This window comes from Microbacterium paludicola (assembly GCF_015235415.1).
Taxonomy (GTDB): Bacteria; Actinomycetota; Actinomycetes; order Actinomycetales; family Microbacteriaceae; genus Microbacterium; species Microbacterium paludicola.
The window spans coordinates 75,264-95,058 of the sequence record NZ_JADGLL010000005.1 but is presented as its reverse complement, the minus strand read 5'-3'; the positions used below and the strand labels follow the sequence as shown (position 1 = coordinate 95,058).

Below are 19,795 nucleotides of genomic sequence, written 5' to 3'. Positions count from 1 at the left end.
ATCCTGAGAGCGTGACTCCCCCGGCGTCGGCCACCTCCCTTCCGCACGGCGATCCCGACGCCGACCTGCAGCTCGCGCTGCGGCTCGCCGACGCGGCCGATGCCGAGACCCTGCCGCGGTTCGACGCCGCCGACCTCGACGTGTCGCTCAAGGCCGACAGGTCGCACGTGACCGACGCCGACCTCGCGGCCGAGCGCGCGGTGCGCGCCCTGCTCGCGGAGCACCGCCCCGGCGACGGCGTGTTCGGTGAGGAGTACGGCTCGGACGCGCCGACGTCGCGCCGCTGGATCATCGACCCGATCGACGGCACCGCCAACTTCCTGCGCGGCGTCCCGGTGTGGGGCACGATGATCGGGCTGCAGATCGACGGCGTCGTGCGCCTCGGCGTGGTCAGCTCCCCCGCGTTCGGGCGCCGTTGGTGGGGTGCCGAGGGTCTCGGCGCCTGGACGAACACCCCCGAGGGTGAGCCGCGTCCGATCCGGGTGTCGACGGTGTCGACGCTCGACGAGGCGAGCGTGAGCTTCCAGAGCATCGCGCAGTGGGACCGCGCCGGACACCTCGACGCGCTCATCGCGCTCACCCGCGGCGTGTGGCGCGACCGCGCCTACGGCGACATCTGGTCGTACATGCTGCTCGCCGAGGGCCGGCTCGAGATGGTGGGCGAGTTCGACGTCAAGGAGTACGACCTCGCCGCCGCCGCCGCGATCGTCACGGCCGCCGGCGGCCGGTTCTCGTCGTTCGACGGTGAGCCCACGATCGCCGCGGGCTCCGCGGTCGCGACCAACGGGATACTGCACGACGCGATCCTCGACATCCTGCACGGCCGTTCGGGGCCCTCATGACCCTCGCTCGCCGCGCCACGGCGCTCGTGCTGGCGGTCGCGGCGACGCTCGCCCTCGCCGCATGCGCGCCGACCTCGCCCGCCGATCCGCAGGCGAGCGCTCCGGCAGGCGGCGAGCAGCAGTCGGATCCGACCATGCCGCCGACGTGCAAGACGATCCTGCCCGAGACCCTCGTCGCCGACTTCGAGAGCTACGGCCTGGTGCCGGTCGAGGAGCCGTTCAGCTTCGGCGATCCGGCGACCACGAGCATCCCCGACGGCGTCGAGTGCAAGTGGGGAAACGCCGACATCGCGACGGATCACGGCGTGCAGCTCTTCGGCTGGGCGCCGATCGACGCCGCCGGCACGGAGAAGTGGCTCACCTACCTCACCGAGCAGGGCTGGACGCGCACCGAGGGCGACGGCCTGATCTACCTGAGCGACCCGTTCGAGGGCGTCGAGGGCGTGACCTACGCCTTCGCCGATGGCTACGTGGTGCTCGCCGACAGCAAGGAGTTCGTCCAGCTCGTCAGCCCGCGCTGACGCGCCTCTGCCACGCGCAGGCGCTCCGGTCAAGCCGGATGCACAATCCTCTCGGGCCGCGTTACATGGTCATCCCAAGACCACGAGCGGTAACGGAGAGGAAGACCGATGTCGCAGAACTATGGTGCGGTGCCGCCGTCCACGCCGACGGGATACGGATCCGAGTCGGACACCACGGCATATGGATCGGACGCGTCCGGCCACGACTCGTCGGGCAAGACCGAGGCGGCGAAGCAGGAAGCCGCGGAGGTGAAGGACACGGCCAAGGCCGAGGCGGGGCACGTCGTCGACACCGCGAAGGAGGAGGCCTCGACGGTCGCGCACGAGGCCAAGACCCAGGCGAAGCAGGTCTATGCGCAGACGCGGCAGGAGCTGAGCGAGCAGGCGGCGACGCAGCAGCAGCGGGTCGCCGAGGGGCTTCGCTCCATCGGGGACGAGCTGCAGGCGATGGCCCGCGGATCCGAGAACCGCGGTATGGCGACCGAGTTCGTCGAGCAGGCCTCCGCCCGCCTGACGGATGCGTCGTCCTGGCTGTCCGACCGCGATCCGGGCTCGCTGCTGAACGAGGTCAAGTCGTTCGCACGTCGCAAGCCGGGCGTCTTCATCGCCGGCGCGCTCATCGCCGGCCTCGCCGCTGGACGCCTCACACGCGCCCTGGCGGAGAACGCCAAGGACGAGCAGGGCTCCACCGGCACCGGGACGGGCGCCGCGAACCCCACGCCGGGTGGCGAGGGCGCGCGCGGGGCCTTCGGCTCCGGCACGCCGAGCCCGGCGGGCATGGCGACGGCGGTGGATCAGTCGGGCACCGGAGCCGCGTACGGTGCGGGGGCTGCGGGTGTCGCAGCGACGGCCGGCACCGGGTATGGCGAGGCCGCGGGCAGCGGCTACGACGGCACGTCCGGCACCGGCTACGGCCAGGCCGACACCGCCGGCACCGGCTACGGCGAGGGCACCGGCTACACCCAGAGCACGGGCTACGGCTCGAGCGCGGAGACGGCGGAGTACCCGGCGGCCGGGCTCGACGACCCCGCGGCGTACCCGACGGAGGGCGCCGAGGGCGAGCCCACGCCGATGTACGACGAGTCGCGTGCCGCGAACCCCGCCGGTGAGCCGGGCTTCACGCCCCCTGGGGAGGCGAACGATGGTCGATGAGCACACTCCCTCCGAGCAGAAGGCGGCCTCGACGTCGCTCGGCGATCTGCTCGGCGAGGTGACGCAGGATCTCTCGGTGCTGATGCGCCAGGAGATCGCGCTGGCGAAGGCCGAGCTGAAGGAGTCCGCCACCAAGGCGGGCACCGGCGCGGGGATGATGGGCGGCGCCGGATACGCGGCGATGATGGCCGTCTTCTTCCTGTCGGTCGCCGTCTGGTGGGGAATCGGACAGCTCACCGGCCTGGGCTGGTCGGCCGTGATCGTCGCCCTCCTGTGGGCGGTGATCGGCGCGGTCCTGTTCCTCGTGGGCCGCAACAAGATCAAGGAAGTGAAGGGCGCTCCGCGCACCGCGGAGACGCTCGGGAAGATCCCGGACGCCCTGAAGAGAAATGAGGAGAACCGATGACCGATTCGCCTGAGGCGATCCGCGCCGAGATCGAGCGCACTCGCCGTGAACTCAGCTACGACGCCGACGCCCTCGTCGACAAGGTGACGCCCTCGAAGGTCGTCCACCGCCAGACCGACAAGATCAAGGGTGCCTTCGGCTCGGTCCGCGAGCGCATCATGGGAAGCGCCGACGACGCGGGCTCCTCGCTCCAGGACGCGGGCTCCTCCGTGAAGGACGCGACGCACCGGGTCGCCGCGAAGGCGGAGGGCAACCCCCTCGCGGTGGGAGTCATGGCCTTCGCCGCCGGTCTGCTCGTGTCGTCGCTGATCCCCGCCTCCGAGAAGGAGAAGCAGCTCGCCGACGACGTCAAGGACCAGGCGCAGCCGCTCGTCGACGAGGCGAAGCAGGTGGCTCAGCAGGTCGGGCAGGACCTGAAGGAGCCGGTGCAGGATGCCGCGACCGCCGTCAAGGACACCGCGACGGATGCCGCATCCCACGTCCGCGACGACGCGCAGGATGCCGCCGGCACCGTCCGCGAACGCGCGGACGAGGCGCGCGGAAACGTCAGCGGGGCCTGAGCCGCGACGACCACGGGAGGGGCGACGAGCGATCGTCGCCCCTCCTTCTGCGTGCGGGGTGGGGACCGCGCCGCGTCAGGGCGCGACGGGATAGTGCGACGAGACGGCGATGCGGTTCCACGCGTTGATCTCGACCACGAGCCAGATGATCGCCGAGATCTGCACGTCGTCGAGGAACGCGGCGGGGTCGACGCCGCGACCGGGATGAACACCACCCGCTCGGCGGGCGTCATCGACTCGAGCACCACAAGCAGCGCCGTGCTGACGCTGTCGTCCAGCGTGACACGATCCAGCGGATCCGGTGTGGGCTGTGCGAAGGCCGACGCGGGCACCGGCTCGGGAAGCCACGGGGCGACGTAGCGCTCCCGTCGCGCGCGGGCCGAGGTCAGCATGTCGAGGCACACGCGGCTCGCGACGCGGGTGAGCCAGGCCCGTGGCACCTCGATCGCGGCACGGTCGACCTCGCTCATCCGGTACCAGCGCGCGTACGTCTCCTGCACGGCGTCCTCGGCCTCGGCCACCGTGCCGAGCATCCGGAAGGCGAGCGAGACGAGGTGACGCCGCTCGCCGAGCACCTGCTCGTCGACCGTCGCCGCCGGATCCGTCACCTGGTCGTCCATTGGTTCATCCTCCTCGTCCTCAGGACGTCGCGACGCACGGATGTGTGAGGTGTCGCCGGATCGCGGGCCCGCGGATGGTCGCCCCGTCCTCCTGCCATGCCCGCCGCGTGGCGTCAAGCCGGAGGCGCGAGGCGGCCCGCTCGGGTTGCATTGGTGCATGAGCCCCGCGACCGATCATTCAGTGAACGACCAGAAGACCGCGCCGGATCCCGAGCACCCCGCGAAGCCCGACTCGATCGGCGAGATCGAGAAGCCGTCGTGGAAGTACGTGCTCAAGAAGACGTTCGCGGAGTTCAAGGACGACGAGTGCCAGGACCAGGCGGCAGGCCTCACCTACTACACGGTGCTGTCGGTGTTCCCCGCGCTCATCGCCGTGTTCTCGCTGCTCGGTGTCGTCGGCCAGGGCAAGGAGGCCGCGAACGCCGTGCTCGGCATCGTGGAGCAGGTCGCGCCGGATGCCGCGCAGGGCCTGAAGGGCCCGATCGAGGAGCTGGCGGGATCGGGGGCCGCCGGGTTCGCTCTCGTCATCGGTGTGCTCGTGGCCATCTGGTCGGCCTCCTCCTACGTCGGCGCGTTCGCCCGGGCCATGAACCGCGTGTGGGAGATCGACGAGGGGCGTCCCTTCTGGAAGCTGAAGCCCGCGCAGCTGGGCGTCACGCTGCTGGCGATCGCGCTCGTCGTCGTCGCGCTCATCCTGCTGATCGTGTCGGGACCGGTCGCGAAGGCGGTGGGCGAGGCGATCGGCATCGGCGAGGTCGGCCTGATGATCTGGCAGATCGCGAAGTGGCCCGTGCTCGCCTTCATCGTCGTGTTCTTCGTGGCCGTGCTCTACTACTTCACGCCCAACGCGAAGCAGCCGAAGTTCCGGTGGGTGAGCACCGGCGCGGTGATCGCCATCGTGGTGCTGGTGCTCGCCTCCCTCGGCTTCGGGATCTACGTCGCCAACTTCTCGAACTACGACCGCACCTACGGGTCGCTCGCGGGCGTCATCATCTTCCTGCTGTGGCTGTGGATCGCGAACCTCGCCCTGCTGTTCGGCGCCGAGTTCGACGCCGAACTCGAGCGAGGGCGCCAGCTGCAGGGCGGAATCGAGGCGGAGGAGCGCATCCAGCTGCCGCCGCGCGACACCTCGCGGATCGACAAGAAGGCCGAGCGCGAGGAGAAGGAGCTCGCCGAGGCGCGGGAGATCCGCGAGAACGCCGGCGACCCTGACGACCGCGACCGCCGCTGAACCGACGCGGCGCGTCAGGCGCTCGCGCAGCCGAAGGTGATGGCCCCGAACGCGGCCTCATCCGCCATCCGCGCGATCCGCGCGGGGTCGAGTTCGGGGTCGCCCGCGGAATCGAAGTCGAAGCGGACCTGCATGTTCGGATGGATCCAGAGGGTGCTGCGCCCGGATCCGTCCGGGTGGCGCCACGACAGCGAGAAGCACTCCGCGCGGCGCAGCTTGGTCGTCATCACGAGCTTCAGGTGAGCGAGCTCGAGGTCGTCGACGACGATCGGCGTGCCGAATCCGTCATAGGTGAGGCGCCCCATGGCGCCCACGGTACGCGGTGCGACCGGAATTCCGCAGGCCCGCGGTGGCGGGATCCGATCAGACGATCGATGCCGATCAGCGCGGCGCCCAGGGCATCCGCTCCGACCGCACGGTCTCCCCCGTTTCGGCGGCTTGCCGGATGAGCAGCCCGAGGTGGTGATCCTGCGCGGCCTCGGCGAGGTCGTAGATGGGAGGGCCGCCGTGCACGTGCGCCAGCATTCCGAGCAGGGCGCGGGCGATGCCGATCTCGTCCTCGGCGAGCCGCGCCGGCGCGAGGTCGTTGCGGAACAGCCACTGCCCGTGGAGCTGGTATCCCCGCAGGTACATCCCCTCGTGGTTCCCGGGGCCGCCGGCGTCGAGGCGCGTGATCTCGGAGCGGACAGGAGTGCGGTGATCCAGCACCCGACGCACCGTCGTGTCGCGAAGTTCGCCGTGCGAGCCGCGCAGCTGCAGCCGCGGGGTGCGGATCCACGAGCGGTACTGCTGCTCGTCGAAGTCGTACACACCCAGCCGTCCGTCGAAGTCGAGCCAGGCGAGCGTGCGCGTCGACGGCGCGATCCGCTCGTCCACCGGGTCGCCGGCGCGCTCGGGCCCCCACATCACCGGCGCCGCGGTGCGCATCGCGCGGATGGTGACGGGGTCGAAGCCGACTCCGAGCGCCCGCCGGATCACGCTCACGCCGTGGTACTCGTGGGCGATGGCGACGTCCGCCTGTGTCACCTCGCCGAGGAGACCCGCCTGGGCCACGGCAAGCTGCGCCGTGACGAGCGGCTCGAGGTGGTACTGCTCGGCGACCTGGATCACGGACCCGCCCTCGACGAGCCGGTGCAGGTCGACGAGCCCCGTGACATCGGGGGCGGGCGGCGTCTCGACGAGCACGGCGCGGCCGGCGGCCGCGAGCGCGGCGACGACGGCCGGTGCCCTGTCCCCCTGCACGGCGACGAACACGAAGTCGGCCTCCACCTCGCCGGCGAGGGCGGCGGCATCGGTCCAGACCGGTACGCCGTGTTCCCGCTCGAGGCCTTCACGCCGTTCGGGACGCCGAGTGGCGATGCCCGTCAGCCGCAGGCGTCCCTCGAGCCGCCGCGCGACGCGGGCGATCAGCCCCGCCCGGTATCCGTCTCCGACGATGGCGAAGGTCCCGGGCGTCGTCGGCTGCATCCCGCCACCGTATTGAGTGCACGAGTGTCGCGGCAACCGACGAGCCGGGAACGACGAAGCCCTCGCGATCCGGCGGGATCGCGAGGGCTTCGTTCAGTGCGACAACGTCCGTGGAGATGGGGGGAATCGAACCCCCGTCCATCGCTGAGTCTCTGGGGCTTCTCCGGGCGCAGTCTGTGAAAGCGTTCTGCTCGGCCCCGACCTTTGTCACAGACACCTAAGTCGACGGGCCCAGTCGAGAAAGAGTCCCGCGTGACGTCCCGACACCGTCACGCAGCAAGATCCCTAGATGACGCCAGAATCCGTGTCGGGATCACCCACGGTCTGACGGACTATCGGGCTCGCTTACGCAGCGAGGGCGAAGTCAGTGCGCTTGGAGTTGGCACTTATTGGTTTGCAGGGAGCGTTAACGAGATAACCCCGCATCCTCGGCCCGCTTCTCGCAGATTCGCAAGCAATGTCGAAACCGATCATCCCCGTGAATCCTTCGCGTGAAGGAGGCGCTGTCGCACTGTTGAGTTACCAGGCCCGCCTCACGGAGGGCCACCCTCGGTGAAGAACACCGAGCATCACAGACTACAACGGATCGCCGCGCCGCGCCATTCCCGCTCCCCGCCGACCGGCGCCGTCGGCCCGGGATCCCGCGGCACGGGGGTGTTCTTCGCGACGGGCGCCACCCACTACTGTGAGCGCATGGCAGACCCGAGCCACGCCGCGTCGACGCGCCCCGACGCCGATGTCCCCCGCCGCGAGGGCTACGCCGAGCGCCTGGCGCAGATGATCCGGATCCCGACGGTCAGCGCCGAGTACGCCGTGCGCGGCGCGGCCCCGTTCGAGGAGTTCGTCGCGCTGCTCGCCGAGCTGTATCCGCGCGTGCACGATTCGCTGGAACTCGAGCGGATCACCGACCTCGGGCTGCTGTACCGGTGGCGCGGCAGGAGCGATGCCTCCCCCGTTGTGCTCATGGCCCACTATGACGTGGTGCCCGCCGACGAGGCCGACGGATGGGCGCGTCGCCCGTTCGACGGCGTCGTCGCCGACGGCTGGGTGCACGGGCGCGGCGCCCTCGACGACAAGGGGCCGCTGCTCGTCATCCTCGAAGCGGTCGAGGATCTGCTCGCGACCGGCTTCACGCCCGCGCGCGACGTGCACCTCTCGTTCGGCGGCAACGAGGAGACGTTCGGCGACGCGGCGCGCGCGATCGCGCTGACCCTGCGCGAGCGCGGAATCGTGCCGTGGCTGGTCGTCGACGAGGGCGGTGCCGTCGTCGACTCTCCCCTGCCGTTTGTGAAGGGGCGTGCGGCGATGATCGGCGTCGGCGAGAAGGGCGTCGCGACGTTCCGGATCGAGGCGCAGGGCGACGGCGGTCACGCGTCCGCGCCGCGCGGCACGACGGCCATCGGGCGGATCGCCGCGGCCGTCGACCGCCTCGGCCCCGCGACGTTCCCGCCGCGGGTGACGACCGCGATCGCCCGGATGCTCGAGACCTTCGCGGGCAGGGCCACGGGCGCCTCTCGCCTGCTGCTGCGGATCCTCGCCGTCGCGAGGCCGCTCACCGCCCGGGTGTTCGCCCGCCTGGGCGGCGAGCCCGCGGCACTCGTCCGCACCACGATCGCGGCCACCCTGCTCGACGGCGGATCGGCCGCGAACGTCCTGCCCGCGCGCGCGTCGGCGACGCTGAACGTCCGAATCCTCCCCGGCGAGACCGTCGCGGGGACGCTCGCGCGCATCCGCCGGCGCATCCGGGATCCGAAGGTGAGCGTCGAGGTGCTGGAGGGAAGCGATCCCTCGCCCGAGTCACCCGTCGACGGGCCCGCGTTCGCCGCCGTGGCGGCCGCCGCGCGCGTCGCGTACCCGGATGCGCTGCCCGCGCCGTACCTGATGATGCAGGCGAGCGACGCGCGCCACTTCCACCGCTTCAGCCCCGCCGTATACCGCTTCGCGCCGCTCGAGATGTCGGCGGCGCAGCGGGCATCCATCCACGGCGTGGACGAGCGGGTCGAGGTCGCCTCGCTCGAGCGCGGCCGAGACTTCCACGTCGCCCTCATCACGAACCTGACGGAGCACTCATGAGCACCGCTGTCGTCGCCTCGAAGCCCCGGCTCGGCGCCCTCGCCGGCGTCGTCGGCTTCCTCGCGTTCGTCGAGTTCACGAGCGGCGTGCTGCCGGGGGTACTACACCCCGATGCTCACCGACATCGCGCGGCACGTGGGCATCCACGACGCCGACGTGAACTGGCTCGAGGGCTCGCAGCTGATGCTCTCGGCGCTGGTCGTGCCGATCTTCGCGAAGCTCGGCGACATGGTCGGCCACAAGCGCATGCTGCTCGTGTCCACCGCGCTCACCGCCGCCGCCTCGTTCGCCCTGCCGTTCACCGACTCGTTCGCGGTGTTCCTCGTCGCCTGGGCGCTGCAGGGCTTCTACGTCGTCTGGCTGCCCCTGGAGATCGCGCTGATCTGGTCGCGATCCCGCGCGAGCGGGGCCGGATCGATCCTGACCGCGCGCGCCGCGGGACTGCTCGTGGCGGCCCTCGAAGCCGGGGCGATCACCGGCGCCCTCGCCGGCGGGGCGCTCGTCGACGCACTGCCGCTGTGGATCGTGCTGCTCGTCCCGGCCCTCGCGGTCGCCGCGTGCTTCGTCGTCATCCTGTTCGGCGTCACCGAGTCGCCCGCGGTCAGCGGCGGCAGGCTCGACACCACGGGAATCGTGCTGCTGACGCTCGCGCTGCTCGCGTTCACGGGCGGTCTGAGCCTGCTTCGCCTCGACGGCGGACCGCTCGCCTGGGCGCTGGTGCTCGGCGGCGCGCTGCTGATCGTGCCGTTCGCGCTCTGGGAACGGCGGACGAAGGATCCGCTCATCGACGTGCGCATGTTCGTCGATCCTGCCCTCTGGCCGGTGTTCCTGACCGCAGGGCTGTTCGGCGTGAGCGTCCTCGGCGCGCAGGCGCCGCTGTCGACGTTCGCCCGCACGGATCCGGCCGTGCACGGATACGGGCTCGGCACGGCGGGCTTCGCGACGTCGGTGATCATCGGGCTGTACCTGATCGCGATGATCGGCGGTGCCCTGCTCTACCCCGTCGCCGCTCGCCTCGCGTCGCCGCGCGTGGCGCTGATCGGCGCGAGCGCGCTCGTCGGCGTCGGTTACCTGCTGTTCCTGCCGTTCCACGACGCGTACGCGCAGCTCGTGACGAACATGGCCGTCGCAGGCGTCGGCTCGGGCGCGCTCGTCGCCGCGCTTCCCGCCGCGGCGGCGTCCGCGGCGCCCGCCTGGGCGACGGGACAGGCGACCGGCCTCACGAACGCCGTCAAGACCGTCGGCGGCGCCATCGCGTCCTGCGTGTTCGGCATCGCCCTGCTGCAGGGTGCGGGGGCCGCGGCCGAGAGCACCGCGGGGTCGTTCGCGGGCTATGTCACGGTCTGGATCGTGTGCGGCGCGACGGGCCTCGCCGCCGCGGCCGCACTCACGGTCGTGCCGAACGGCGCGTTCACCGATCCGCGCGCGGAGGCGCCGATGCCTGTGGCGCCTCCCGGCTGATCTCCAGCGGTCGGCGCAGGATGATCCCGGGCAGGCCCCGGCGATCGGCCGTCGTGAAGACGAGCACGAGGCTCACGAAGGCGAACAGGATGTCGAGCGGGCTCAGCAGACCGAGCAGCTGGAAGCCGCTCGAATCCCCGCTCACTCGCGCATCACGTTTGCGCGTTCGTTCATGATCGCTTATCGTTCACGCATGCTGACGAACGAACGACACCGCCGGATCCTGGCGCGCGTGCAGGAGGACGGCGCCGTCGCCGTCGCCGATCTCGCCGCAGAGCTCGGGGCATCCGAGGCGACCCTGCGGCGCGACCTCGCCGACCTCGACGCGCAGGGCCTGCTGCGCCGCGTCCACGGTGGGGCACGCCGGGCCGAGCTGCGCGGACTCGAGCAGCCCTTCGGCGCGCGTGCCGGCAGCAATCCCGACGGCAAGCGCCGAATCGGCCAGGCGGCCGCCGCTCTGCTCGCACCCGGCGAAGCCGTCGTGCTCGACAGCGGCACGACGGCCGTCGAGGTCGCGCACGCGATGCGAGAGCTCTCCCTGCGCGTCGTTCCCCTGTCGCTGCCCGCCATGAACGCGCTCGCAGAGGGCGCTCGCGTCCGCATCACCGCCCCTGGTGGTGAGCTGCGACCCGGCGAGCACTCCTTCACCGGACCGCTGACCCAGCGCACCCTCTCGGGCCTGCGCTTCGACACGGCCGTGATCTCCCCGTGCGCGCTCAGCCTCGAGGGCGGCGCCACCGCGTACGACACCGACGACGCCGCGGTCAAGCAGGCCGCGATGGCATCGGCCGAGCGCCGCATCCTGCTGTGCGACGCCACCAAGTGGGGACGGTCAGCCTTCGCCGCGATCGCCGATCTCTCCTCGTTCGACATCCTTGTCACCGACCATCAGCCCACCCCCGAGGAGAGCGCCCTCCTCGAGGAGAGCCGCGTCGACGTGGTGATCGCGTGAGCGCCCGCGACCGGCGCGCACGCCGCGCCGTGATCGGCGCCTTCCTCGTCAACGGATTCCTGCTCGCGACCTGGGTCGTGAACATCCCGGCGATCCAACAGCAGTCGGGGGTCTCGCATGGTGTTCTCGGCGGGCTGCTGCTGCTCCTGGGGCTCGGCTCGTTCGTGGCGATGCAGGCGACCGGATGGATCGTCGACCGCGTCGGCAGTCGCGTCGCCACCATCACGGGCGCCGCCATGCTGATCCTCGCGACGCTGACACCGCCGCTCGCGACCGACCCCGTGACGCTCGCCGTCGCCGTGTTCGCGATCGGGCTCGGAAACGGCACGCTCGACGTCGCGATGAACGCGCACGCGGTCGTCGTCGAGCGGCGCTACCAGCGGCCGATCATGGCCAGCTTCCACGCCTGGTTCTCGGTCGGCGGCGCGATCGGCGCCGGCTTCGGCGCGCTGGGCCATGCGCTCGGCTGGGACCTTCCGGTGCTGTTCCTCGTCGCGGCGGCGATCGCCGCCACGGCCGCCGCGATCGCCCTTCCGGGCCTGCTGGGCGACGCGGACATCTCCCCGGCGACGCCCCACATCGACGGACCGGAGGGCGGCCCGGTTCCGGGGCTCGCCCGACGAGCGATCCTGCTCGGCACCCTCGCGTTCATGCTGATGCTCGCCGAGGGCGTCGCCGCCGACTGGAGCGCGCTGCACACGCGCGAGCACCTCGGCGCGTCCGAGTCGACCGCCGCCCTCGCCTATGCGGCCTTCGCGGTCGCCATGACCGCCGGGCGCTTCGCCGCCGACGGCGTCGCGGCCCGGGTCGGGCCGGTGGCGATCGTCCGCTACGGCGCCGCGGTGGCGGCCGTGGGCCTGCTCGTCGTCACGCTGTCGACGGCCGTGCCCGTCGCGCTCGGCGGCTGGATCCTGTTCGGCCTCGGCCTGTCGGGAGCGGTGCCGCAGATCTTCACCGCCGCCGGCGGCCTCGGCGCCGCCAACGCGGGTGTGGTGATGTCGCGGATCGTCGGCGCCGGCTACGTCGGCCTGCTCGCCGGACCGGCGCTGATCGGGTGGCTCGCCGAGGGGATGACGCTCAGCGTCGCGATCGCGGTGCCCATTCTCCTGTGCGGCGCCGCCGTGGCGCTCGCCTCGTCCGTGGCCGTGCCCCAGCCCGCGCAACCGGTGGCCGCATGACCCCGCGCCCCACGATCCGCGACGTCGGTCGCGCGGCCGGGGTGTCGCACCAGACGGTGTCGCGCGTACTCAACGGCTCAGAGGCCGTGCATCCCGCGACGCGGGAACGGGTGGTCGCCGCGATCGAGGCGCTCGGATACACGCGCAACGATTCGGCCGCGGAGCTTGCCCGGTCACGCCGGGGAGCCTGAACGACGGACGGCGAAGTTCAGCGCTGCGAAGCGCGCTCGCTCCACTCGTCCCACTTCGCCATGAGCTGCTCGATCGCGGCGTGGAAGCGCGCGGTGGCGGCGCCGGGAGTGGTGTCGCCGAAGTAGTGCGAGACCCAGTGGTGAAGACGTGCGGCTGCCTCGGGGTCTGCCTGGACGCGCTCGACCTCCTCCACGATGCGCGACGCGTCCTCGGCGCGCAGCCACTCGCACGCCGACAGGTAGCCGCCCTCGTCGACCTCGGCCGCCGGATCGACCGGACGCGTGATCAGCAGCGGCTTGCCCGCGGCGAGGCGGTCGTAGACCATCGCCGAGATGTCGACGATCGCGACATCCGCCGCGGCGAGCTGCCAGCCGAGATCCGGTCCGTCGTCGTACACATGGTGTGCATCCGGATCCGACGTGTTCGCCGCCTGCAATGCCGCGATGATCCGCTGGTTCGCCGCTCCGAACTCCGCGTCCACCACCCCGCTGCGCGGGTGGGGCCGGTAGATCACGCGGTGGCGCCCCGTGGCGAGCAGCGCCGAGACCAGCGCCTCCCCGTGTGAACGGATCGAGCCGTAGTGCGCCGACGGACGGTCGCCCTCCCACGTCGGGGCGTAGAGCACGACCGTGCGGTCATCCGGCATGTACGGCAGAGTTCCCGAGTAGTGATCCGCCTGCGGGCGACCGATCTCGATCGTGCGCCGGTCGAGATCGAAGTCCCACAGCGTGCGGCCGAGGCGCTCGCGCGCCGCCTGCCCCGCGATCAGCGCATAGTCGTACGCCTTGTACTGATTCGTGGTCATGTACATCTTGTCGGACTCGCCGTGGTTGATGAACACGTGCCAGCGCTCGCCGTACCGGAACATCTGGAAGTTGCGGGTGTTCTGGTTCACGTACAGGACGATCCGGATGTCCTGCTCAGCGAGGAAGCGCTCGATGTCGCGCACGGCCGGCACGTAGGCGACCGGAAGCGCATCGTCCTTCAGGATGGCCGCCGCGCCCGTTGCGTTGCGGGCCATAACGATGACCGGGTGCGCCTGCGCGAGCTCGGCCAGCGGGCGGTACCACTGGCGCAGCTGGTACATGTTGACATCGCCGTCGGCGAAGTACACGGCGATGCGGAACTGGCGCTGCCGGAACGGCGCGCGGGCCGCGATCGCGTGGCGGATCTCCTGCTTCGCGTGCCGTGCATCGAGGGCCTTCCTGACGAGTTCTGCGGCCTTCTTCACGTCACTCGCAATGCCCATCCGACAAGCCTAACCAGGGGTCTCCCGGCCTCCCCGTGGGATGATCGTCGAATGCGTAACGATCCCGCCGAGCGGCCGTCGCCGTCCCCGCGGGAGCGGTCTCGGCGCCAGGCGCCGCCCGTGCCGGCGGGCTCCGGCGTCTCGTTCGTCATGCCCGTTCTGAACGAGCACGACTACCTGCGCCGCGCCGTCGAGACGGTGCTCGAGCAGCAGGTCTACGGGCCCGTGGAGATCGTCCTCGCGCTCGGCCCGTCGAGTGACGGCACGACCGAGCTCGCGCAGCAGCTGGCCACGGAGGACGACCGCATCCTCCTCGTCGACAACCCCGCCGCCGACATCCCCGTGGGACTGAACGCCGCGATCCGGGCGAGCTCGCATCCCACCATCGTGCGCGTCGACGCGCACTCCGAGCTCGCCCCGGGCTACACGGAGCGGGCGCTGCGCACGCTCGAGCGCACCCGCGCCGGCAACGTCGGCGGTGTGATGCGCGCCGACGGACGCTCGCCCTTCCAGCGCGCGGTGGCCCGCGCGTACAACTCGCGCATCGGCCTCGGCGGCGGCGCCTATCACGGCGGCGCGCAGGAGGGCGAGGCGGAGTCGGCGTACCTCGGCGTGATGCGCCGCGCCGTGCTCGACGAGGTCGGGTTGTTCGACGAGTCGATCCGCCGCGGCGAGGACTGGGAGCTGAACCTCCGCATCCGCTCGGCCGGCTACCGCGTCTGGTTCGACCCGGCCTTGTCTGTGACCTACTGGCCCCGCGAGAGCTGGCACCGCCTCGCCCGCCAGTTCCTCGCCACCGGCACGTGGCGCGGCGAGCTCGTGCGCCGGTACGGCCTGCGCAACTCGCTGCGCTTCTTCGCCCCGCCCGCGCTCGTGCTCTCGGTCATCCTGAGCCTCGTCGTGGGCATCCTGCAGCTCACCGGCGCGATCGGCCCCGTCTGGTCGATCCTGCATGTGCCGGTGCTCGCGTACGTGCTGCTCGTCCTCGCCGTGGCGATCGGTCCGGGCGGCGGATCGGGGCTGCGCGACAAGCTCTGGACGCTCGCCGTGCTGCCGACGATGCACCTCGCGTGGGGCACCGGGTTCCTCGGCGGCTTGCTCCGCGGCGCGCACGACACGGTCGACACCTCCCGCCTCGCCGGTCGCAACACGCCTCTGCCGTAGGTGCCTCCCGGTCGTTGAGCGGAGTGAGCGCCAGCGAACGCAGTCGAAACCGCCGGCCGATCATCCGTTACGCCGGCTTCGACTCGCGGAGACCCGCACTGAGCGAGCGAAGCGAGTCGAAGTGTCGCTCAGCCCGTTTCGACTCCGCTTCGCTCCGCTCAACGACCGGTGGGGGTCGATCGACTGCAGGGGGTCACTGTTCCTGGTCGTTGAGCGGAGTGAGCGCCAGCGAACGCAGTCGAAACGGGGTGAGCGACGAGCGCCAGCGAGGAGTCGAAGCCATCGGCCGAGCGCCCGTTGCGCCGGCTTCGACTCCGCTGCGCTCCGCTCAACGACCGGTTGCCTTGACGAAGCCGCGGTCGAGGATGCGGGCGACGACGCGCTCGGCCGCGCGGCCGTCGTCGCGGGCGTTGAAGCGCGCGGTCCACGCGGCGTAGCGCTCGGCGTGGGCGGCGGGATCCGCCGCGAGCGCCGCGACGAGCTCGTCCTGCGTGCGGACGACCGGGCCGGGCGCGTGCGCCGTGAGGTCGAAGTAGAACCCGCGCAGCTGGCCCCGGTAGTGCTCGATGTCGGGCACGAGGAAGTACATCGGCTTCCCGGTCACGCCGAAGTCGAACATCACCGAGGAGTAGTCGGTGATGAGCGCATCGGCCGCGAGCAGCAGCGGCGCGGTGTCGGGATAGCCGGTGACGTCGATCACCCGGGCGCCCTCGAGGTCGTGCCCCGGCAGCAGGGTGCGCGAGTGCCCGCGGACCAGGACGACCGATCCGGTCTCGGATGCCAGCGCGACCGGATCCAGGAAGTCGACGATCTCCTGCCGGTCGTCGCGCCAGGTGGGAGCGTACAGCAGCACCCGCTCCCCCGGCGCGATGCCGAGCTCGGCGCGCACCGCGGCCGCGTCGCCCGTGGTGAGCACGTCGTTGCGCGGATAGCCCTCGACCCACAGCGGGCGGCCGAGGAAGGCATAGGCCTTGCGCAGGATGCGGGCCGCGTACGGGTTCTGGGCGAGCAGCACGTCCCAGCGCAGCGATTCCTTGACCACCGCTCCCGCGCGCCGCGGGTCGAAGCCGGGTCGGTGCAGCGCCAGGCGCTTGAGCGGGGTGCCGTGCCACGTCTGCAGCACCGTCTGGCCCTTGCGCCGCGAGTACCGCCGGCGCAGCCAGTCGTTGACCACGAGCAGCCGCGCCACGCTGCGTGCGCGCCACCACTCGGGGCTGCCCTCGACCACGGCGATCGCTCCCTCGGGAACGCGCACCGACAGGTCGACGACGCTCCAGTACCGGATGACGCCCGGCGCCGTGCGGGCGAGCTCACGGTCGATCGCGAGCGGATTGCACCCGGCCCCGCGTCCGTAGAAGCTCTCGAAGAACACCGCGTTCTCGAGCGGCGCCGTGTGGTCGACGTAGCGGCGCTCGAGGGCGGCCTGCGCCTCGGCGCCGTCGTAGATCGGGTCGATCGGCGGCCCCACGACGAGCATGTCGCCGCGGAGCATCGCGCGAAGCCCCGGAAGGACGCGCAGCGGCAGCTCGGCATCGGGCTCGACGCCGTCGATCCGCAGCGCGTACTCGCCGGCGGGAAGCGGAAGCTCGGGACCGCCCCAGCGCGCCGCGCGCAGGGGGAAGCGCGCCGTCCAGGTCTTGCCGCCCCCGGTGATCCGGCCGGTCACGTGCGCCCGGCGGCCGGTGAGCGTCGCGCTCGCGGGACGCGCCCCCGTCCCCTGGACGACGAGCTGCGGATCGGCCGGGTCGAACCGTGCCGTGGTCGTGGATGTCACTTCGACTCGCTCTCAGTGCGTTGCGGAAGCCGGGAGGCGATCGCCGCGTACACCCGCTCGGTGCTGCGGCCGTCACGGAACGCGTGCACGCGGTCGCTGAGCTCGCGCGAGCGTCGGGTGTGCGCGGCGGCGATCTCGGGGTCGCCAAGCAGGGTGTCGAGCTGCGGCAGGAGCTCGGCCCAGGTGGTCGCCACGTCGTCACCGGCGACGTCGCGGTAGGCGCCGTAGAAGCCGCGCCGCCGCGCGTACGCGGTGACATCCGGGGCGAGGAACAGCACCGGAAGAGGCACGAGCGCGACGTCGTACACGAGCGACGAGTAGTCGGTCACGAGGGCGTCGAGGCCGGGAAGCGCGGGAGTGATGTCGGCGAGAACGTCGGCGCCGAGCCGCCGCACGCGTCGCACGCCGGCCGGGGGCGCGTACTCCCCCGCGCCAAGGCGGTGGGAGCGCACGAGCAGCACGGCGTCGTGGCGCTCGAGCGTCTCGTCGATCGCGCGCCAGTCGGCCTCGCTCGGAACGGCGGGGTCGGTCTCGCCGTCGCGCCACGTCGGCGCGTACAGCACGAGCCGCGGGTCGCCCTCGGGAAGGTCCGGGATGACGTCCCGCAGCAGCGCACGCGCGTTCTCGCGACGCTCGTCGGCGGATCCGCGCGAGAGGACGTCGACGCGCGGCTCGCCGGTGACGACGATCCGGTCCTCGGGAAGGCCGAAGGCCGTCTCGAGGCGTCCGCGCACGAGGTGCGAGGCGGCGGGCAGGATGTCGATGCGCCGCGCCGACGCGCGATACAGGATGCCGATCGCGCGGCTGACGAGCGGGGCGGCCACGGGCACGGGGCTGCGCGTCGTCTCGGGAGCGTCGAGCCCGATGCGCTTGAGCGGGATGCCGTGCCACAGCTGCGCGATCACGGGCCGGCCGAACAGGCCGCCGCTGAGGGCGTACGGGTTGACGTCGCCGAGCCCGTAGGCGACGACGATGACGCCCGCGCGGGCGGTCGCCCAGAACCCCGCGAGCGACGACTTCGGCACCACCGTCATCCCGAGGGCCGATGCCGTGCGCGCCTCATCCGGGTCGTCGGTCAGCCAGAGGGCGTCGCGGTCGTGCTCGGCGGCGACATGCCACAGCTGCAGCGGGCCGTCTCCCACGCCGGCGCCGCAGCCGAAGACCCAGACCTGGTCGCGCGGCACGATCAGCGTGACGAGCCGCCCGAGGACGTACAGCGGGAGCCGCGCGATCTTCCGGGCGTTACCCGCACCGAAAGAGAAGGAGGCCACCCCGTCAGCCTAACGGGGTGGCCTCCTCACTTCCGGGTTCGCGCGCTACTGCGTCAGCTCGCCGAGCGTGACGTCGACCGTGTGCGATTCGCCGCCGCGCACATAGGTCAGGGTCGCGTCGCTACCCGCGGCGACGGCGCGCACCTGGGCGGTGAGGTCGGTGGCGGTGCCGATGCGGACGCCGTTGAACTCGGTGACGATGTCGCCCTTGCGAAGGCCGGCCTCCGCGGCGGCGCCACCCGGCGTCACCTGGGCGATCAGCGCGCCCGACGTCGTGGCATTCTCGTCGACGCTCGCCGGCTGCACGGTCGCGCCGAGCAGGCCGTGCGTCGCCTCGCCGTCGGCGATGAGCTCGTCGCTGATGCGCTGGACGATGTTGGACGGGATCGCGAATCCGACGCCGATGGATCCGGATTCCTCGCTGCCGCCGGACGACGCGATCGCGACGTTGATGCCGATCAGCCGCCCCTGCGAGTCGACGAGCGCACCGCCGGAGTTTCCGTGGTTGATCGCCGCGTCGGTCTGGATCACGGAGATCGAGATCGACTGGTTGGGCACCGTCTCCTCGGGCTGGCCGTTGTCGAACCGGAACGGACTCTCGGGCTCCTCCTCCTCGGGGGCGGGCTGCGTCTCGTCGCCCGAGTCGGGCGCCGCGGCCGAGGCGATCTCGATGCTGCGGTTGAGGGCGCTGACGATGCCGGTCGTGACCGTGTTGGGCAGGCCGAGCGGCGCCCCGAGGGCGACCGTCGTGTCGCCCACGTTCAGCTTCGACGAGTCGGCGAACTCCACGGGGGTGAGGTTCTCGGCGTCGACGAGCTTGATCACCGCGAGGTCGTACGTCGGGTCGGTGCCGACGACCTCCGCCTGGTAGATGCGGCCGTCCGACGTCGTGACGCGGATGCTCGGCGAGGCCGTCGCGCCGCCGAGGGTGACGACGTGCGTGTTCGTGACGACGTAGCCGTCCTCGCTCAGGATGACGCCCGATCCGCTGCCTGCCTGCGACTGATCCTGGACGTCGATGGTGACGACGCTCGGCAGCACCTCGGTCGCGACCGCGGTCGCCTCGTTGACCGAGCCGGGGTTGTTGACCGTGATGTTCGACGGGCCCGTCTGCGAGCTGGCCGAGACGCCGCCGCCGGCGAGCTCGTCCTGCAGCGCCCCGCCGCCGACGCCCGCGGCGCCGCCGATGAGGGCCGCCGCGACGAGGATGCCGGCCACGCGCCCGGCACCGCTCTTGCGGCGGGGCTTGTCCGTCTGCTCCGCCGCGCCCGCGGCGGCCATCCGGAACTGGGGCGGGAGCGGCTCGGTCGCCTGCGTCTGCGCGTGGGCGGCCTGCCCGAAGGCCTGGCCGCCGCCCTGCGGGTGGCCGTGCCCGGGCTGCTGGCCCGGCGCGGCGAACTGCGGCGGCTGCGGAATCGAGCCGTGAGGCGCCGCCCAGCCTCCCTGCGGGGCCGGAGGCCGCGGCGGCACGTGGAGGTCGTGGGGCGCGCGGTACTCACCGCCCTGCGGGGCCGGGGGCACCTGGGCCCCTGGCTGCTGCGGGTTCATCTCGGACGTGTTCTCGTCGGAGGGGTTCACATCGGAACGCTGGTCGTCCATGGCTGCTCCTTCTTCCAAAGCCCTTACAGCGTCGCGCCGGATGCTTTGGACTTCCTATGACGACCGTAAGCCGGATGTGTGAC

At 71.9% G+C, this 19,795-nt stretch carries 19 protein-coding genes, 1 other RNA gene and 2 pseudogenes; 13 read left to right on the top strand and 9 right to left on the bottom strand.

Annotated features, from left to right (window positions below):
- Positions 1-11 precede the first annotated feature (11 nt).
- From IR155_RS04065 to IR155_RS15895, 6 genes are all read left to right on the top strand, one after another.
- A complete protein-coding gene (locus IR155_RS04065) occupies positions 12-842 on the top strand; it encodes an inositol monophosphatase family protein (RefSeq protein WP_233441094.1) in 831 nt (276 codons plus the stop codon).
- Positions 839-1,363: a hypothetical protein gene (locus tag IR155_RS04060; protein ID WP_135113435.1), complete on the top strand. Its 525-nt coding sequence runs from the start codon at positions 839-841 to the stop codon at positions 1,361-1,363. The genes IR155_RS04065 and IR155_RS04060 overlap by 4 nt, the downstream gene beginning before the upstream one ends.
- A 108-nt stretch (positions 1,364-1,471) precedes the next feature.
- A complete protein-coding gene (locus IR155_RS04055; protein ID WP_135113433.1) occupies positions 1,472-2,515 on the top strand; it encodes a hypothetical protein in 1,044 nt (347 codons plus the stop codon).
- Entirely contained in the window at positions 2,505-2,921 is a 417-nt protein-coding gene (locus IR155_RS04050) for a phage holin family protein (RefSeq protein ID WP_135113431.1), read from the top strand. The genes IR155_RS04055 and IR155_RS04050 overlap by 11 nt, the downstream gene beginning before the upstream one ends.
- Positions 2,918-3,481 (top strand): DUF3618 domain-containing protein, encoded by a 564-nt coding sequence (locus IR155_RS04045; protein WP_135113429.1) that lies wholly within the window; start codon positions 2,918-2,920, stop codon positions 3,479-3,481. The genes IR155_RS04050 and IR155_RS04045 overlap by 4 nt, the downstream gene beginning before the upstream one ends.
- A gap of 204 nt (positions 3,482-3,685) precedes the next feature.
- On the top strand, positions 3,686-3,841 hold the full coding sequence (locus IR155_RS15895) for a hypothetical protein (protein ID WP_228066638.1): 156 nt from the start codon (positions 3,686-3,688) through the stop codon (positions 3,839-3,841).
- Positions 3,842-3,915: 74 nt separating this feature from the next.
- On the opposite strand, the pseudogene IR155_RS16120 reads toward IR155_RS15895, so the two are convergent.
- A pseudogene (locus IR155_RS16120) lies at positions 3,916-4,014 on the bottom strand (RNA polymerase subunit sigma-24); the annotation flags it as partial.
- Between the two features lie 244 nt (positions 4,015-4,258).
- Between IR155_RS16120 and IR155_RS04035 the strand changes: the two are divergent.
- Positions 4,259-5,332, top strand: a complete 1,074-nt coding sequence (locus IR155_RS04035; protein WP_194210291.1) for a YihY/virulence factor BrkB family protein — start codon at positions 4,259-4,261, stop codon at positions 5,330-5,332.
- Positions 5,333-5,346: 14 nt separating this feature from the next.
- On the opposite strand, the gene IR155_RS04030 is transcribed toward IR155_RS04035, so the two are convergent.
- The 3 genes from IR155_RS04030 to ssrA form a co-directional block, all read right to left on the bottom strand.
- On the bottom strand, positions 5,347-5,637 hold the full coding sequence (locus tag IR155_RS04030) for a DUF7882 family protein (RefSeq protein ID WP_135113427.1): 291 nt from the start codon (positions 5,635-5,637) through the stop codon (positions 5,347-5,349).
- Positions 5,638-5,713: 76 nt separating this feature from the next.
- Positions 5,714-6,799 carry a Gfo/Idh/MocA family oxidoreductase gene (locus tag IR155_RS04025; RefSeq protein WP_135113425.1) on the bottom strand — a complete coding sequence of 362 codons (1,086 nt, stop codon included), beginning with the start codon at positions 6,797-6,799 and terminating at the stop codon, positions 5,714-5,716.
- A gap of 108 nt (positions 6,800-6,907) precedes the next feature.
- Positions 6,908-7,277: a transfer-messenger RNA gene (gene ssrA, locus IR155_RS04020) on the bottom strand.
- Positions 7,278-7,492: 215 nt separating this feature from the next.
- Between ssrA and IR155_RS04015 the strand changes: the two genes are divergently transcribed.
- A complete protein-coding gene (locus IR155_RS04015) occupies positions 7,493-8,872 on the top strand; it encodes a M20/M25/M40 family metallo-hydrolase (RefSeq protein ID WP_135113423.1) in 1,380 nt (459 codons plus the stop codon).
- Positions 8,869-10,333: pseudogene (locus IR155_RS04010) on the top strand (MFS transporter). The gene IR155_RS04015 and the pseudogene IR155_RS04010 overlap by 4 nt, the downstream one beginning before the upstream one ends.
- On the opposite strand, the gene IR155_RS04005 reads toward IR155_RS04010, so the two are convergent.
- A complete protein-coding gene (locus IR155_RS04005; protein WP_135113421.1) occupies positions 10,284-10,478 on the bottom strand; it encodes a hypothetical protein in 195 nt (64 codons plus the stop codon). The pseudogene IR155_RS04010 and the gene IR155_RS04005 sit on opposite strands and share 50 nt — an antisense overlap.
- Before the next feature lie 48 nt (positions 10,479-10,526).
- On the opposite strand from IR155_RS04005, the gene IR155_RS04000 reads away from it, so the two are divergent.
- Genes IR155_RS04000 through IR155_RS03990 form a run of 3 tightly spaced genes read left to right on the top strand, consistent with a single transcriptional unit; the run spans position 10,527 to position 12,654 of the window.
- Entirely contained in the window at positions 10,527-11,285 is a 759-nt protein-coding gene (locus IR155_RS04000; protein WP_135113419.1) for a DeoR/GlpR family DNA-binding transcription regulator, read from the top strand.
- A complete protein-coding gene (locus IR155_RS03995; RefSeq protein WP_135113417.1) occupies positions 11,282-12,463 on the top strand; it encodes an MFS transporter in 1,182 nt (393 codons plus the stop codon). Before IR155_RS04000 ends, IR155_RS03995 begins: the two co-directional genes overlap by 4 nt.
- Positions 12,460-12,654 (top strand): LacI family DNA-binding transcriptional regulator, encoded by a 195-nt coding sequence (locus IR155_RS03990; protein ID WP_135113415.1) that lies wholly within the window; start codon positions 12,460-12,462, stop codon positions 12,652-12,654. The genes IR155_RS03995 and IR155_RS03990 overlap by 4 nt, the downstream gene beginning before the upstream one ends.
- Before the next feature lie 17 nt (positions 12,655-12,671).
- Here the strand turns inward: IR155_RS03990 and IR155_RS03985 are convergent, their stop codons facing one another.
- Positions 12,672-13,904 (bottom strand): CDP-glycerol glycerophosphotransferase family protein, encoded by a 1,233-nt coding sequence (locus IR155_RS03985; RefSeq protein ID WP_135113413.1) that lies wholly within the window; start codon positions 13,902-13,904, stop codon positions 12,672-12,674.
- A gap of 150 nt (positions 13,905-14,054) precedes the next feature.
- Between IR155_RS03985 and IR155_RS03980 the strand changes: the two genes are divergently transcribed.
- Positions 14,055-15,068 (top strand): glycosyltransferase family 2 protein, encoded by a 1,014-nt coding sequence (locus IR155_RS03980; protein WP_228066633.1) that lies wholly within the window; start codon positions 14,055-14,057, stop codon positions 15,066-15,068.
- Positions 15,069-15,396: 328 nt separating this feature from the next.
- On the opposite strand, the gene IR155_RS03975 is transcribed toward IR155_RS03980, so the two are convergent.
- Genes IR155_RS03975 through IR155_RS03965 form a run of 3 tightly spaced genes read right to left on the bottom strand, consistent with a single transcriptional unit; the run spans position 15,397 to position 19,712 of the window.
- Positions 15,397-16,842 (bottom strand): CDP-glycerol glycerophosphotransferase family protein, encoded by a 1,446-nt coding sequence (locus tag IR155_RS03975; RefSeq protein WP_135113409.1) that lies wholly within the window; start codon positions 16,840-16,842, stop codon positions 15,397-15,399.
- Positions 16,839-18,113: a CDP-glycerol glycerophosphotransferase family protein gene (locus tag IR155_RS03970; RefSeq protein ID WP_135113407.1), complete on the bottom strand. Its 1,275-nt coding sequence runs from the start codon at positions 18,111-18,113 to the stop codon at positions 16,839-16,841. Before IR155_RS03970 ends, IR155_RS03975 begins: the two co-directional genes overlap by 4 nt.
- 45 nt (positions 18,114-18,158) lie before the next feature.
- Positions 18,159-19,712, bottom strand: coding sequence for a S1C family serine protease (locus IR155_RS03965; protein WP_135113405.1), 1,554 nt, complete (start codon positions 19,710-19,712; stop codon positions 18,159-18,161).
- Positions 19,713-19,795 lie beyond the last annotated feature (83 nt).

Excerpts from the sequence above, each read along its gene's own strand:
- IR155_RS04060 (WP_135113435.1), top strand. The coding sequence starts at position 839 with ATGACCCTCGCTCGCCGCGCCACGGCGCTCGTGCTGGCGGTCGCGGCG.
- IR155_RS04055 (WP_135113433.1), top strand. The coding sequence starts at position 1,472 with ATGTCGCAGAACTATGGTGCGGTGCCGCCGTCCACGCCGACGGGATAC.
- IR155_RS04050 (WP_135113431.1), top strand. The coding sequence starts at position 2,505 with ATGGTCGATGAGCACACTCCCTCCGAGCAGAAGGCGGCCTCGACGTCG.
- IR155_RS04045 (WP_135113429.1), top strand. The coding sequence starts at position 2,918 with ATGACCGATTCGCCTGAGGCGATCCGCGCCGAGATCGAGCGCACTCGC.
- IR155_RS15895 (WP_228066638.1), top strand. The coding sequence starts at position 3,686 with ATGAACACCACCCGCTCGGCGGGCGTCATCGACTCGAGCACCACAAGC.
- IR155_RS04035 (WP_194210291.1), top strand. The coding sequence starts at position 4,259 with ATGAGCCCCGCGACCGATCATTCAGTGAACGACCAGAAGACCGCGCCG.
- IR155_RS04030 (WP_135113427.1), bottom strand. The coding sequence starts at position 5,637 with ATGGGGCGCCTCACCTATGACGGATTCGGCACGCCGATCGTCGTCGAC.
- IR155_RS04025 (WP_135113425.1), bottom strand. The coding sequence starts at position 6,799 with ATGCAGCCGACGACGCCCGGGACCTTCGCCATCGTCGGAGACGGATAC.
- IR155_RS04015 (WP_135113423.1), top strand. The coding sequence starts at position 7,493 with ATGGCAGACCCGAGCCACGCCGCGTCGACGCGCCCCGACGCCGATGTC.
- IR155_RS04000 (WP_135113419.1), top strand. The coding sequence starts at position 10,527 with ATGCTGACGAACGAACGACACCGCCGGATCCTGGCGCGCGTGCAGGAG.
- IR155_RS03990 (WP_135113415.1), top strand. The coding sequence starts at position 12,460 with ATGACCCCGCGCCCCACGATCCGCGACGTCGGTCGCGCGGCCGGGGTG.
- IR155_RS03985 (WP_135113413.1), bottom strand. The coding sequence starts at position 13,904 with ATGGGCATTGCGAGTGACGTGAAGAAGGCCGCAGAACTCGTCAGGAAG.
- IR155_RS03980 (WP_228066633.1), top strand. The coding sequence starts at position 14,055 with ATGCCCGTTCTGAACGAGCACGACTACCTGCGCCGCGCCGTCGAGACG.
- IR155_RS03965 (WP_135113405.1), bottom strand. The coding sequence starts at position 19,712 with ATGGACGACCAGCGTTCCGATGTGAACCCCTCCGACGAGAACACGTCC.